This is a genomic window from Neptuniibacter sp. SY11_33 (assembly GCF_047778025.1).
In the GTDB taxonomy this organism is placed as follows: Bacteria; Pseudomonadota; Gammaproteobacteria; order Pseudomonadales; family Balneatricaceae; genus Neptuniibacter.
Genome location: NZ_CP180543.1, coordinates 328,239 through 342,826, shown reverse-complemented (window position 1 = coordinate 342,826; position 14,588 = coordinate 328,239). Strand labels below are relative to the sequence as shown.

Annotated in this window: 11 protein-coding genes; 2 read left to right on the top strand and 9 right to left on the bottom strand. The window is 43.6% G+C overall.

From position 1 onward, the window contains the following. Window positions 1–39 precede the first annotated feature (39 nt). The 5 genes from pilQ to pilM all read right to left on the bottom strand — a co-directional run bounded on the left by pilQ (window position 40) and on the right by pilM (window position 4,983). On the bottom strand, window positions 40–2,067 hold the full coding sequence (pilQ, locus tag ACMXYV_RS01535; RefSeq protein WP_415890032.1) for a type IV pilus secretin PilQ: 2,028 nt from the start codon (window positions 2,065–2,067) through the stop codon (window positions 40–42). 101 nt (window positions 2,068–2,168) lie between these two features. Continuing rightward, the gene (locus ACMXYV_RS01530) at window positions 2,169–2,723 is read right to left on the bottom strand and encodes a pilus assembly protein PilP (protein WP_415890031.1); all 555 of its coding nucleotides are present in this window, start codon (window positions 2,721–2,723) and stop codon (window positions 2,169–2,171) included. Window positions 2,724–2,761: 38 nt separating this feature from the next. Next, window positions 2,762–3,358, bottom strand: coding sequence for a type 4a pilus biogenesis protein PilO (locus ACMXYV_RS01525; RefSeq protein ID WP_415890030.1), 597 nt, complete (start codon window positions 3,356–3,358; stop codon window positions 2,762–2,764). Then, complete coding sequence (locus ACMXYV_RS01520) at window positions 3,358–3,912, bottom strand: PilN domain-containing protein (protein WP_415890028.1); 555 nt, start codon at window positions 3,910–3,912, stop codon at window positions 3,358–3,360. The genes ACMXYV_RS01525 and ACMXYV_RS01520 overlap by 1 nt, the downstream gene beginning before the upstream one ends. A gap of 9 nt (window positions 3,913–3,921) precedes the next feature. Then, complete coding sequence (gene pilM / locus ACMXYV_RS01515; RefSeq protein ID WP_415890026.1) at window positions 3,922–4,983, bottom strand: type IV pilus assembly protein PilM; 1,062 nt, start codon at window positions 4,981–4,983, stop codon at window positions 3,922–3,924. Window positions 4,984–5,145: 162 nt separating this feature from the next. Here pilM and ACMXYV_RS01510 point away from each other — a divergent pair, with 162 nt between their 5' ends. Next, on the top strand, window positions 5,146–7,500 hold the full coding sequence (locus tag ACMXYV_RS01510; RefSeq protein ID WP_415890025.1) for a penicillin-binding protein 1A: 2,355 nt from the start codon (window positions 5,146–5,148) through the stop codon (window positions 7,498–7,500). A 64-nt stretch (window positions 7,501–7,564) separates the two neighbouring features. Here the strand turns inward: ACMXYV_RS01510 and fba are convergent, their stop codons facing one another. From fba to tkt, 4 genes are all read right to left on the bottom strand, one after another. Then, on the bottom strand, window positions 7,565–8,629 hold the full coding sequence (gene fba, locus ACMXYV_RS01505) for a class II fructose-bisphosphate aldolase (protein ID WP_415883237.1): 1,065 nt from the start codon (window positions 8,627–8,629) through the stop codon (window positions 7,565–7,567). Window positions 8,630–8,713: 84 nt separating this feature from the next. After that, window positions 8,714–9,877 (bottom strand): phosphoglycerate kinase, encoded by a 1,164-nt coding sequence (locus ACMXYV_RS01500; protein ID WP_415890024.1) that lies wholly within the window; start codon window positions 9,875–9,877, stop codon window positions 8,714–8,716. Window positions 9,878–9,934: 57 nt separating this feature from the next. Then, the gene (locus ACMXYV_RS01495) at window positions 9,935–10,966 is read right to left on the bottom strand and encodes a type I glyceraldehyde-3-phosphate dehydrogenase (RefSeq protein ID WP_415890023.1); all 1,032 of its coding nucleotides are present in this window, start codon (window positions 10,964–10,966) and stop codon (window positions 9,935–9,937) included. Between the two features lie 60 nt (window positions 10,967–11,026). Continuing rightward, the gene (tkt, locus tag ACMXYV_RS01490; protein ID WP_415890021.1) at window positions 11,027–13,021 is read right to left on the bottom strand and encodes a transketolase; all 1,995 of its coding nucleotides are present in this window, start codon (window positions 13,019–13,021) and stop codon (window positions 11,027–11,029) included. A 315-nt stretch (window positions 13,022–13,336) separates the two neighbouring features. On the opposite strand from tkt, the gene metK reads away from it, so the two are divergent. Next, window positions 13,337–14,530: a methionine adenosyltransferase gene (metK, locus tag ACMXYV_RS01485; protein WP_415890020.1), complete on the top strand. Its 1,194-nt coding sequence runs from the start codon at window positions 13,337–13,339 to the stop codon at window positions 14,528–14,530. Window positions 14,531–14,588: the final 58 nt, after the last annotated feature.

Here is a 14,588-nt window from a genome sequence, read left to right as displayed (position 1 = left end):
AACGAGAAAGATGTTCAATTCACACAACCATTCTTACAATTACTGTGAAGTTAATGAATTTCTTACCAACTTAGGTGTAATGAAAATCAACAACTCAGTTTTTTCTGATTTATTCTCTTTATTTCGGAAAAGCGCACCCATGATTGGTAGATCACCTAATAGAGGTATTTTACCCACAGCCTCACTCGTCTCATTTTTAAAGACGCCACCTAGCACGATAGTTTGGCCATCTGGAACTACAACAGATGTTTTAAGCTCATTATTATCAATACTAAGCTCACCATTGGGTAATACAGAACCGATAGAATCCTGTTTAATTTCCAAATCCATAGCTATTCTATCACCTGGATTAATACGAGGAGTCACATCCAATTTAAGTACAACATCCTTAAATTGAATACTCACCTCTCCATCTTCCACTGTTTGAAATGGAATCTCTGAACCTGACTCAATAGAAGCCTGAGTTCCATTTGTCGTCATAACCTTTGGTTGTGAAATTACCTCAGCTTTGCCATCAGTTTCCAACGCAGTTAATTCCAAAGCTAACAACGAGCTTGAACCAGGTTTAAAGCCAATAGCAATGGAACCAGCGTTTGCGGCTGTTGCACCTAAATCTACTTGTAAACCAGCGTCTGTAGGAGGCGATCCAAAATCAATCGAATCAAATGCATCATTTATTATCCACCCCTCACCATTACTATTTAGATCGTTATACCCAAATCCCCAACGAACACCTAAATCTTTTGTCACACTAGATCTAGCATTTACCAGGCGAGCTTCGACTAACACTTGCTCTACTTCCACATCGAATCTACGCAATGTGTTGCGAATAGCCTCAATATCTTTTGCAGTACCTTTGACCATTAAAATATTAGTTTCGTCATCTGACATAACGAAGCCGCGTTCAGAGATCAGTTTCGCTTTCTCAATAGCATCAAGCATCACAGACGCTTTACGATATTCAACCTGAATATATTCAGTTCGCAATGGGGCTAACTGCTCTACTTTTTGGGAGCTTTCTAACTCTTCTTGTTCACGTTGCGCTATCTCGCTAGCAGGCGCAATAAGTAATACATTGCCAACCGTTCTTTGGTCTAAACCTTTTGTCTTGAGAATAATATCTAAAGCTTGGTCCCAAGGAACATTTTTCAATCTTAAAGTGATATTCCCATCCACTGTATCGCTAACCACCAAGTTTAACTCTGCAACTTCAGCAATGATTTGTAATACAGAACGAAGTTCAACATTCTGAAAATTCAAATCGATCACTTCACCACTAAATGGGAACAGATCTTCATCCCGCTCTTGCTTTTCCGCAGCACTTAAAGGTTTAAAATCCAACACCAACTTATTATCAGTCTGATAAGCTAAATATTCATATGGTTCAGCGCTGGGCTTTACAAGGATACTAGTATTCCCACCATTAGCCATTGCATCGATAAACATAACAGGGGTAGCAAAATCCTGTACATCTACCCTCTGTTCTAGTGCACGAGAGAGGTCAGCCCCAATCAAGTTGACTACGACATTACTGCCTTCTTCTTGAATATCAACACCGGCTTTATCATCTGACAGAGTGATACTTACACGCCCAATACCTCCCTCTTCCCTCTCGAAATCCATTCCAACAACACTTGTTCGATCAGAGACTAAACCAGAAGAGCTGTCGGTACCAACCTGAGTTTTTGAAATCAAACTTGCGGAGGCAGCAGGTGCTTTATTGGCAACATCACCTCCAGACTGTATGACCACAAATAAGCTGTTGCCTTCTGCAAAGGTTTTGTAAGAAGAAGACTCAAACAAGCTGGTTACAACCCGTAAACGGCCATCCGTTTGAGCAAAATTAACTGTGTCCACTTGCCCAGTTTTAACACCCAATGACCTTGTACCCAAGGCATTTTCGACGCCCCATAAGTCCATAACCAATCGAGCAGGCTGATTAATCATATAAGCTTGAGGCGATGGTGGAGCGGCATCAAAATCGAACCTCAGCTCGACTTTACCACCCGGCAAAGCCACAAAATTTGCTTGTTTCATTTGAACTTCAGCTGCCGCCCACTGCGACATAAAAACACTTAAAAAACCAACTAAAAGTAAGCAATATTTTATGAATACTGATCTAGTTAACAAAGTGCTCATGGGGACCCGAATTTCCACAATATTATCCTTTATTCCGGCTCATTTAATGCGATGCTTCGTGTTCTTTTTTTCCAGCCACCGCGCCCATTTCTTATTATTTCAATCAAATGTACCTGCCTTTCATCTAATGAGACTATTTCACCATGATGCAGTCCCATATAATTACCGACGGTTACCCTATGTATCTCAGAATTTTGATCCCTAATTAAAGCCCAAAGAAGACTCCCTTCTTGCTGATTGATAGTTCCAACCATAGTTAAACTGTCAATTGGAAACGTTTCCAAGTAATCTTTCACCCTATTATCATTAGGTTGCAATTCATTACTTTGTTCATCCTTCTCAGATAAAAGTTCCTCTTCAACTACAGGAACAACGGCCCTAAAGGGTTCCCTCATGGAAGCACCTTCATACACGAAATTATTATATGGCTTAAATTCAGGCAAAGCGTCTATTTTGCCTCCCGGTAGTTTATTCATTTTGGCCACATATTTTTTTAAATCAGTTGTATCATCCACCCAATCAACACAACCTGATAGAGGAAATAGTAATAAAGATATAGAAACAACTTTAATGAACAGCTTCACTTTCTCTTCCTCCTAGTAAGCGCTTAGCTATAAACATTTTATTTTGTATCATCATACCTGTACGTTTTGGCCTCAATGCTCATAGCTACACCATTACCGGAAGGCTGAATATTGTAATTATGCATAGTAACAATACGAGGCAATCCAGCAACACCGCTTACAAACTGCCCCAACTGATGATAAGACCCAGTAACAGATATCTTAATTGGGAGCTCTCGATAAAAGTCCAGCCGCTTTTCCGACGCCAACACGATTGTCCCAATATTTAATCCAGCTGAAGTTCCTAAGTTTGTAATATCATCAAGCAACCCTGGAACCTCTTTTTCAGTAGGAAGCTGCTTCAAAAGCTCTTTAAAACGCCCTTCCACATCTTTCATTTGCAATCTAAGGGCATCCAAATTGGCCACTTGCAGGGCTTTACTCTTATACGCATTTTTCAATCCAGCTTCTTTAGAAACAACTCGTTTAAGCCCCTCTTGCTTATCCGTAATATAAAAGTGGATTCCTCCAGCAACAATCAAAGCAATTACAAGCAGATAACAAATAATTCTAACACCAATAGGCCAATTCCCAGCATTTGCAAAATCCAGATTACTTGCATCAAAGCCTTTAAATGCGTTTCTAAACACCTCCATTACTTACTCCCTTCACTCTCTTTAGGTGTTATCACTGGCAACGACAAAGAGAAATCATTCAAACCACTACTGGAAAGATTAACTTTACTTAGAGTAGGCTCACCAAACCATATTGATGTCTCGATATTACGCATGAGGCTTGATACATCTAGTTTATTTTCAGCCCAGCCCTTTATAGCGATATTATTATCTTTACGACTCACATTGGAATAATAAATCCCATCAGGTAAGACTTTTACCAGCTCATCAAAATTCCTTACAATTAAAGGCCTTGAGGCTTGTAGGCTCTGAATTGCATCTAAACGAGCTAACAATCTCTTTTTCTTCGCTTTAAGCTCTTTTATCTCTGTCAATTGCTTATCAAGTCTAGCTGCTTCTGCCTTTAGGTAGTTATTTCTTTCAAGCTGCCTTTCTTGCATCACATCAAAATAATAACCTATAGCAAGCACTATCCCCCCCGCAAATAAAGCCGCGCCACTCAAATTAACCAAAAAATGCTTTTGCCGTTCCTGCGATTTTTCTTCTCGCCAAGGCCTTAAATTAATCGTAGCCATAACTAATACCTAGCCCTCAAATCCACGCATTGCCAAACCACAAGCCTTGACTAGAGAAGGTGCATCCCGATCCAATCTAGAACGATTAACTCTGGAATTAACTGACATTTTAGAAAATGGGTTCGCCATATCTGCATTTATACCTAATTCCTCTGCCAACTGGTCGGCTAAACCATCAATTGTTGCTGTACCACCAGATAAATACAGAGCAGAAAGCTCATTGTGTGCCCCTGAAGAGTAGAAAAACTGCAAAGAACGGGATACCTGTTGTGCCACAGTCCCCCTAAAAGGAAGCACAACCATATCTTGGATTTCAGAAGAAAGATCATTCAATCTCAATGACTGTTCTACTTCTTCAATACTCATACCGTATTGTTGGTGGATTGTGTTTGTAAGGTCATTCCCTCCAAACGCCTGCTCTCGGCTGTATACGATCTCGGTCCCTTTAAAAACATTTAACGTAAGAGTTGCAGCACCTATGTCTACAACTCCAACCAAATCTGTTTCATCTCTTTGTTCAGGGGAGGTTAGGGGAAAAGCCCTTTCCACTGCATACGTATCAACGTCTACAATCGAACACTGCAAACCAGCATTACTAATAGCATCTTCACGTTGTTCAACGTCTGTTTTACGACATGCAACAAGCAATACTTTATCTAAATTTTCATTATTTTTTACTGGCCCAATGACTTCAAAGTCCAGTGCAACTTCATCTAGCGGGTAGGGAATAAATTGATCAGCTTCAACTTTGATTTGATCTTCAAGCTCGAACTCTGTAAAGGCATTACTCATTTCTATACGTTTAGTAATGACGGCGGAGGCAGGCACTGCAGCTATAGCCGCTGACATTTTCCCACCAGCCACTTTTACAGCCTTTTCGATGGTTTCAGCGACCTCACCAACATCTTGAATATTGCCATCAATAACCGCGGTAGGAGGTAAGGAGACAACAGCGTACGCTTCCAGCGTGTAACCACTGCCGCTTTTGGACAGAGCAACCAGCTTCACAGATGATGAACCGATATCCAGTCCGACTAAACTACCCGACTTGTTCCCCAAAAAGCCAAACACAAATATATTCCCTAACTTAATCCTGCGTTAATGTGCATTTAGTACTCTAGGCCAACTCTGAGCATTATTAAAAATTTAATTTAAATTTAATAACCGCTAGAGGATCGATACTACCTGTCTATATAATAGACCTAAATTAACTTCCGTAATTATCAGACTAGCATGTCAGCTATGGTTTCGCTTTTCAAACTTTTGTTTAAACTAGGTATTTTCTGCTTTTTTGTTGGTGTAATTGCGCTTGCAGGCGTCTATTACCACTTCGCTCCAAAGCTACCAAATACCGATTCTCTTAAAGAAGTTCAGTTTCAAACCCCTTTAAGAATTTACTCTCAGGATGAAAAACTCATCGCAGAATTCGGTGAAAAACGTCGCACACCGATTAACTTTGAAGAGATCCCACCTCAGTTTATTCATGCTCTTACCGCTGCTGAAGACAGCCGTTTCTTTGACCACTTCGGCATTGATATTAAAGGCCTATCTCGAGCGGCTTTCCAATTAGCATCAACTGGGCACATCCAAAGTGGTGGTTCGACCATCACTATGCAGGTTGCTAAAAACTTCTTTCTTACTCGTGAAAAAACATTTACACGAAAGTTCATGGAAATTTTGCTCGCGCTTAGGATCGAGCAAGAACTAAGTAAAGAAGATATCTTTGAGCTATATATCAATAAAATCTATTTAGGCCACCGTTCATACGGTATACAAGCAGCAGCTAATGTCTATTACGGCAAGAATATCGAAAACTTAAGTCTTGCTCAGCATGCAATGATTGCCGGCCTGCCTAAAGCCCCTTCTGCGTTTAACCCGATCACTAATCCTAGTAGAGCGATAGAGCGACGAAATTGGATTCTTAAACGTATGCACTCGCTCAGCTTCATTAATGATCAACAGTTAGAAGAAGCTATTGCTGCCCCAGTTACAGCTAAATACCACACAAGCGATATAGAGCTACGCGCATACTATGTAGCGGAGATGGTTCGAAAAGAACTGTATGAAAGATACGGCGAGAACTTATACACCGATGGCTATAAAGTTTACACAACGCTTAATAGCAAACTTCAATCGTCAGCAAACATCGCGGTATCAAATGGCTTAGTCGCTTACTCTGAGCGCCATGGTTATCTAGGGGCTGAGGACCAGTGGGATGTTGCTAACACTTCAACTGTTAATCTAGAAAAAAGATTAAACAAAGTAATTTCTTACTTCACCCTTCAGCCAGCAGTAGTTCTATCAGTGGATGAAAAATCTGCAGAATTACTCTTAAAAGAAGGCCAAAAGGCTACGCTAGAATGGGAGGGTATTGCTTGGGCTAAACCATACAAATCTGTCAATTACACAGGTAAAGCCCCTAAAAAAGCTAGCGATGTATTAAAAATTGGAGATTTAATTCGAGTTAGAGAGAAAGAAGGGAAGTTCCACCTTACTCAAATTCCTAAAGTACAAGGCTCTCTTGTCGCGCTAAACCCTAAAGATGGAGCTATCGTATCACTCGTTGGTGGATTTAATTTCACTCATAATAAATTTAACCGCAGCACCCAAGCTGTCCGCCAACCAGGCTCCAATTTCAAACCTTTTATTTATGCAGCCGCACTAGATAAAGGTTACTCACCTGCATCGTTGATCAACGATGCGCCTATAGTCATTCACGACCAACAACTTGAAGGCAATTGGCGCCCTGAAAATTCCAGCAAAAAATTCTACGGACCTACTCGCCTTCGCGAAGCACTCTATAAATCTAGAAACCTCGTTTCTATCAGACTTCTCCGCGCAATCGGTATAGACGCTGCCCAAGCATATTTAGATCTAGCTGGCTTTGATCGAACAAAACTTCCAAACAATCTATCTTTATCTTTAGGCACCGCAGACGTCACCCCGCTTCAACTAGCCACAGGCTATGCAGCATTTGCTAACGGCGGCTTCAAAGTAGAGCCTTATTTCATACAACGCATTGAAACCCAGTTTGGCGACAATCTATTCACTGCCACACCTGCTGTAGCATGCAAAGCTAATTGTGAACAACTCCAGGATCAAAGCTTTGCACCTAGAATATACAATGAGCAAGTTTCCTTCTTGACCTATAACATAATGCTCGATGTTATTCGCCGAGGCACTGCACGCAAGGCACTCATTCTAAAACGTAAAGACATTGCGGGCAAAACTGGAACAACCAATGATCAGAAAGATGCATGGTTTTCTGGCTTCAACCAAGATTATGTAGCGACAGCCTGGGTCGGCTTCGACCAACCTAAAACTCTAGGTCGACGTGAATTTGGCGGCACGGCAGCCTTACCGATCTGGATCGATTTTATGCGTGATGCACTTGAGGGCAAACCTGAAAACAAACCAAAGCCACCTCAAGGCATCGTTAGCGTAAAAATTGATCCTCGCAGCGGACAATTAGCCTACCCTGGCCAAAAAGATGCTGTGTACGAATACTTCCGCAGGAAAAATGTTCCAACAGGTTATGCAACGCCTAGCAACTCAGGAACCACAAACGCTGCAGAAGAACTTTTTTAATCACATACAGCCATAAAAAAACCGCCCTAGGGCGGTTTTTTTTATGGCTTAAACAGAAATTGGTTTAAGCGATTTTTGGATCTAGTTCACCACTTTCATATTTCTCGGCCATTTTTTCCAGAGAGATAGCAGTGATCTTAGATGCATTACCTGCAGTACCGAAAGCTTCGTAGCGGTTAACACAGATATCTGTCATCGCTTCCATAGACTTCTTCAGGTATTTACGTGGGTCAAACTCAGCTGGGTTTTCAGCCAAGAAACGACGAATCGCACCTGTAGACGCTAAACGAAGATCAGTGTCGATATTTACTTTACGCACACCATACTTGATGCCTTCAACAATTTGTTCAACTGGCACACCATAAGTTTCTGGAATTTCACCACCAAACTCATTAATAACAGCCAACCACTCCTGAGGTACAGAAGAGGAACCATGCATTACTAGGTGAGTACCTGGAATACGTTCATTGATCGCTTTGATACGGTCGATCGCAAGAATGTCACCTGTAGGTGGGCGGGTAAACTTGTAAGCACCATGAGAAGTACCGCAAGCAATCGCAAGCGCGTCTACACCAGTCTTTTTAACAAAGTCTGCTGCTTCATCCGGATCAGTCAGCATCTGGTCATGAGACAGCGTACCTTCAGCACCGATACCGTCCTCTTCACCAGCCTGTCCTGTTTCCAGAGAACCTAGGCAACCCAGCTCACCCTCTACAGAAACACCACACGCATGCGCCATCTCTACCGTACGTCGAGTAACATCAACGTTGTATTCGTAGCTTGATGGCGTTTTACCATCAGACATCAATGAACCATCCATCATTACAGAGGAGAAGCCCATCGCGATAGTGCGCTGACAAACCGCAGGAGACGTGCCGTGGTCCTGGTGCATGCATACTGGGATATGCGGAAATTCAGCAATTGCCGCTTCGATCATGTGACGCAGGAAGTTAGAGCCCGCATATTTACGTGCACCGGCAGATGCCTGAACAATCACTGGAGAGTTAGTTTTGTCTGCCGCTTCCATAATAGCGCGCATCTGTTCCAAGTTGTTCACGTTGAATGCTGGAATGCCGTAGTCGTTTTCAGCAGCATGATCCAGCAGCTGACGCATGGAGATCAGAGCCATTTTGTCACCTTTAAATATTTGTTAACTTCGTCTAAAGACGGGGATGGGCAGAGTTTACCACCCATCCATCATTAAAATTAGTGCTTATGCGTTTTTAGCTTCAAGCGCAGCTACTGCAGGCAGTTTCTTGCCTTCTACAAACTCAAGGAACGCACCACCACCTGTAGAGATATACGATACTTTGTCTGCAATATCGTATTTATCCACAGCTGCCAACGTGTCACCACCGCCCGCGATAGAGAAACCTTGGTTTTGAGCGATAGCTAGAGACAACGTCTTAGTACCCTCACCGAACTGGTCAAATTCAAATACGCCAACAGGGCCGTTCCAGATGATTGTTCCTGCATCTTTTAGCAGCTCAGCAAGACTCTGTGCCGACTGAGGACCAATATCCAGAATCATGTCATCTTCAGCTACATCATCAACAGATTTAACTGTCGCTTCAGCTGTTTCTGCAAATTCTTTCGCTACAACAACATCCACAGGCATCGGGATATTTACTTTCTCCATCAGGTCTTGAGCTATTGGAATCAGATCGTGTTCACACAAGGATTTACCCACTGGCTTACCAGCTGCGGCAAGGAAAGTATTCGCAATACCACCACCAACAATCAACTGATCAACCTGGTCAGATAGCGCTGTCAAAACTTCAAGTTTCGTTGATACTTTAGAACCGCCAACGATCGCTGCAAGCGGACGTGCAGGCTTATCAAGAGCCTTACCCAATGCATCTAGTTCGCCCGCTAATAGAGGGCCCGCACATGCTATTTCAGCAAATTTCGCCACGCCATGAGTCGATGCTTGAGCACGGTGTGCCGTACCGAACGCATCCATCACATAAACATCACACAATGCAGCCATTTTCTGAGACAGCGCTTCATTGTCTTTCTTTTCACCCGTGTTGAAGCGTACATTTTCCAGCAACACTAGATCGCCTTCAGCAACTTCAAAGCCACCATCCAACCAATCTTTAATTAGTGGAACTTCGCGACCCAACAAACTGCCAATATGGTTAGCCACAGGTTGTAGAGAGAACTCTTCGTTATATTCACCTTCCGTTGGTCGACCTAGGTGAGACATGACCATCACATTAGCACCTGCTTTAAGTGCCAGTTCAATAGTCGGCAATGACGCACGGATGCGCGCATCAGAAGTTACTTCACCATTTTTCACTGGTACGTTTAGGTCTTCGCGGATCAGAACGCGCTTACCACTCAGATCCAGTTCGCTCATTTTCAGTACGCTCATTGACGTGCCCTACTTAAGTTTTTAAATATTTAAATCAGAATTCGTTTATTTAGCAGCTTATTTTTCTTCGCCACCTATAGCTAACCAATGCTGCGCTACATCTAACATACGGTTAGCAAAGCCCCATTCATTATCAAACCAACAAACAAGTTTGATTAGACGCCCTTCAGACACTTTGGTCTGGGTACCATCTACTACCGCGGAACGGGAATCGCGGTTGAAGTCTACCGAAGCATGGGGCTCTTCGGTATAACCTAATAGTCCCTTTAACGGCCCTTCGATTGAGGCACGCTGAAGAATTTGATTCACTTCATCAATACTGGTCGACTGCGACACATTAATTGAGAGGTCCATCATTGACACATTAATCGTGGGAACTCGAACATGCAGGCACTGAAACTTACCCGCGAGGTGCGGTAACAGACGATCAATCCCCTTATCTAGACCTGTATCTACCGGCACAATCGAATGCATAGCACTTCGAGTTAGGCGTAGATCAGTTTGATGGTAGCTATCGATAACCGGCTGATCATTCATCGCAGAATGAATCGTGGTCGTAACACCACTTTCAATTCCCAACTGCTTATCTAGTAGATCTAGTACTGGGATAATACAGTTAGTAGTACAAGAGGCTGCCGAAACAACTGTATGGCCTGAACGTAACAGCTGTTCGTTCAAACCAAATACGATAGTTGCATCCACCTCATCTGTCGCAGGCTGAGAAAATAACAAACGCTGAGCACCACTACGCAGATGCAACTCAGCCAGAGAACGAGCTTTAAACGATCCGGAACACTCAAAGAGAAGATCAATGCCCAAATCAGCCCAAGGCAGATCCTCAGCATCAGATTCACTCAGAATCTGAATAGTGTCGTCATTGACCAGAAGCTGCTTGCCATTGTGCTCAACAGATACAGGAAAACGGCCATGAGTCGTATCGTAGCGAGTAAGGTAGGTTACCGTTTCCAGATCAGACAGTTCATTGATAGCAACAACCCTAAATAGATCTTGCAATCCACTTTCATAAATCGCACGCAGGACGCACTGGCCGATTCGACCATAGCCATTGATTGCAACGCGATAACTCAATCTATAACCCTACCCTAAAAATAAAAAGACCCGGAACCCCGGGTCTTTTTACGCGTTCTATTAAAGAACAGATTTAACCGTTTCTACTACGTTTTCAGTAGTGAAACCGAAGTGTTTGAACAGTTCACCTGCAGGCGCAGATTCGCCGAAGGTACGCATACCAACAATTGCACCATTCAAACCAACATATTTGTACCAGAAGTCTGCCTGTAGAGCTTCAACAGCGACACGCGCAGTCACAGCGGCAGGAAGAACAGACTCGCGGTATTCAGCAGACTGCTTATCAAACACACCAGTTTCTGGCATAGAAACAACACGAACATTAGTACCTTCAGCAGAAAGTGCTTCAGCAGCATCCATTGCTAGGCCTACTTCAGAACCTGTAGCAATCAGAATGGCATCTGGCTGACCATTTGTGTCACGTAAGATGTAACCACCTTTCGCGATGTTTTCAATCTGCTCTTCTGAACGAGCTTGATGCGGTAACCCCTGACGAGAGAAGATCATCGCCGTTGGACCATCTACACGCTCAAGCGCTGCTTTCCATGCAACCGCAGATTCAACTGCATCACACGGACGCCATGTGCTCATATTTGGCGTATGACGTAGGTTAGCTACCTGCTCAACAGGCTGGTGAGTCGGACCGTCTTCACCCAGACCAATAGAATCATGTGTATAAACATGGATAGCACGCTGCTTCATCAGTGCAGCCATACGCACTGCATTACGTGCGTACTCCATAAATACAAGGAAGGTTGCACCGTAAGGGATAAAACCACCGTGCAAAGCGATACCGTTCATGATCGCAGACATACCAAATTCACGTACTCCGTAGAATAGGTAGTTACCAGAGGCATCATCCTTCTCTACACCTTTGCAGCCAGACCATAGAGTCAAGTTGGAACCTGCTAGATCAGCAGAGCCACCTAGTAGTTCAGGTAGAAGAGGACCGTATGTATTCAGCGCATTCTGAGAAGCCTTACGAGAGGCTATTGTTTCGCCTTTCTCTGCAATTTCTGCAATATAAGCATCAGCCTTTTCTGCAAAATCTGCTGGTAGCTCACCAGAGATACGACGTAGCAATTCATCTGCTTGTTCAGGGAACTCAGCACGGTACGCAGCAAAACGTTCGTTCCACTCATTTTCAGCGTGAACACCCGCTTTCTGCGCATTCCAGTCTTCCGCGATTTCAGCAGGCACTTCAAAAGCAGGATGAGCCCAGCCCAAACGTTCACGTGTCAGTGCAATCTCGTCATCACCCAACGGAGCACCGTGACAGTCTTCTTTGCCTTCTTTATTCGGAGAACCAAAACCGATAACTGTTTTACAGCAGATCAGTGTTGGTTGCTCTGTGTTTTCTTTCGCTTGCTCGATCGCCGCACGAATCTGGTCAGCATCGTGACCATCAACACCTGGAATCACCTGCCAGCCGTAAGACTCAAAACGTTTAACGTTATCGTCCGTATACCAACCTTCTACTTCACCATCAATTGAGATGCCGTTGTCATCCCAAAAAGCAATCAGCTTACCAAGACCAAGCGTACCGGCTAGAGAACAAGCTTCATGGGAGATACCTTCCATCAAGCAGCCATCGCCCATGAACACATAAGTGTTGTGATCAACAATATCGTGACCGTCACGATTGAACTGAGCAGCAAGCGTTTTCTCTGCAACAGCAAAACCAACCGCGTTAGTAATGCCTTGCCCCAGAGGACCTGTCGTCGTTTCAACACCAGGGCAATAACCGTATTCAGGGTGACCTGCTGTTTTCGAATGCAGCTGACGGAAGTTTTTCAAATCTTCGATAGAAACATCGTAGCCAGTTAGGTGAAGCAAGCTGTAGATCAGCATAGAGCCATGACCGTTGGACAGTACGAAACGATCGCGATCGAACCACTGCGGGTTTGTTGGGTTGTGCTTCATGAAATCGTTCCAAAGCACTTCAGCGATATCCGCCATACCCATTGGGGCACCCGGGTGACCAGATTTAGCTTTCTGTACGGCATCCATGCTCAACGCACGAATCGCGTTGGCAAGTTCTCTACGAGAAGACATTAACTCAGCTCCTGGGCGTTTTGCCCAAAATAGAAGGTTCAGGAAAAAATTGGGCGCAATTTTCTCGCAGATAGAGGAAAGCTTCAAATAAGAATTGCACTTTCAGGGTAAAAATGAGCGTTTTTCATCCAAAAATTTAAATTTCTCATGCTAATCGCACTGTAAAAATATGCATTTCACCAAAGTCGCGAGTAGAATACGCACTTTAAAAATCTACATGGTCTTCCGACTGCTAAACTTTTTCTACACTTTGTGTCTTTTTAGCATCAGATGAATTCCATCCTAAGCCCTAATTTTGCAAAGGTAATTTTCACAATGAGCGAATATAGCTTATTTACATCAGAATCCGTTTCCGAAGGCCACCCGGACAAAATTGCTGACCAGATCTCCGATGCCGTATTGGATGCCATCATTGCTGAAGATAAGCATGCCCGTGTTGCCTGCGAAACCTTAGTAAAAACTGGTGTAGCTGTCGTGTCTGGCGAAATAACAACATCGGCTTGGGTAGATCTGGAAGATCTAGTCCGTAAGGTTATAAACGATATCGGCTATACCTCTTCTGAGGTAGGTTACGATGGCGATACATGTGGTGTTATCAACATCATTGGCAAACAATCTCCTGATATTAACCAAGGTGTCGACCGTGCCAAACCTGAAGATCAAGGTGCCGGCGACCAAGGCCTGATGTTTGGTTATGCATCCAACGAAACAGATGTTTTGATGCCTGCACCAATCACTTATGCCCACCGTTTAGTTGAGCGCCAAGCTGAAGCTCGTAAATCAGGCCTATTACCATGGTTACGTCCTGATGCGAAATCTCAGCTTACATTTCGGTATGAAAACGGAAAACCTGTAGGTGTGGATGCTCTAGTTCTGTCTACACAACACAACCCTGAAGTATCTCAAGCAGATCTGCGTGAAGCGGTAATGGAGCTAATTGTTAAGCACGTTATCCCTGCTGAATGGATCACAAAAGAGACTCAATTCCACATCAACCCAACAGGCAACTTCGTAATCGGTGGCCCAGTAGGTGACTGTGGTCTAACAGGTCGTAAAATCATTGTAGATACTTATGGTGGTATGGCTCGCCATGGCGGCGGCGCTTTCTCTGGCAAAGACCCATCGAAAGTGGACCGTTCTGCTGCTTACGCTGGTCGTTATGTAGCGAAGAACATTGTTGCTGCGGGCCTAGCAGACCGTTGTGAAATTCAGGTTTCTTACGCAATTGGTGTAGCAGAACCAACGTCTGTATCTATTAATACATTCGGTACTGGCAAGATCTCCGATGATAAGATCATTCAGTTAGTTCGCGAGCACTTTGACCTACGCCCTTACGCGATCACTACAATGCTTGATCTACTTCACCCTATGTATCAGCCAACTGCTGCATACGGCCACTTTGGCCGCAACCCATTCGAAATGGAGTACAAAGGTGAAACCTTTACTGCATTCACATGGGAACGCACTGATAAAGCAGACGCGTTACGCGAAGCTGCGGGCCTATCTTAATTTAGTGATTTTTTCTGAAAAAAGCGCCTTATGGCGCTTTTTTATTGCCTACAGTAAG

Coding starts and splice junctions, on each gene's coding strand:
- pilQ (WP_415890032.1), bottom strand. CDS start 2,067: ATGTCGCAGTGGGCGGCAGCTGAAGTTCAAATGAAACAAGCAAATTTT.
- ACMXYV_RS01525 (WP_415890030.1), bottom strand. CDS start 3,358: ATGGAGGTGTTTAGAAACGCATTTAAAGGCTTTGATGCAAGTAATCTG.
- ACMXYV_RS01520 (WP_415890028.1), bottom strand. CDS start 3,912: ATGGCTACGATTAATTTAAGGCCTTGGCGAGAAGAAAAATCGCAGGAA.
- ACMXYV_RS01510 (WP_415890025.1), top strand. CDS start 5,146: ATGTCAGCTATGGTTTCGCTTTTCAAACTTTTGTTTAAACTAGGTATT.
- fba (WP_415883237.1), bottom strand. CDS start 8,629: ATGGCTCTGATCTCCATGCGTCAGCTGCTGGATCATGCTGCTGAAAAC.
- ACMXYV_RS01500 (WP_415890024.1), bottom strand. CDS start 9,877: ATGAGCGTACTGAAAATGAGCGAACTGGATCTGAGTGGTAAGCGCGTT.
- tkt (WP_415890021.1), bottom strand. CDS start 13,021: ATGTCTTCTCGTAGAGAACTTGCCAACGCGATTCGTGCGTTGAGCATG.
- metK (WP_415890020.1), top strand. CDS start 13,337: ATGAGCGAATATAGCTTATTTACATCAGAATCCGTTTCCGAAGGCCAC.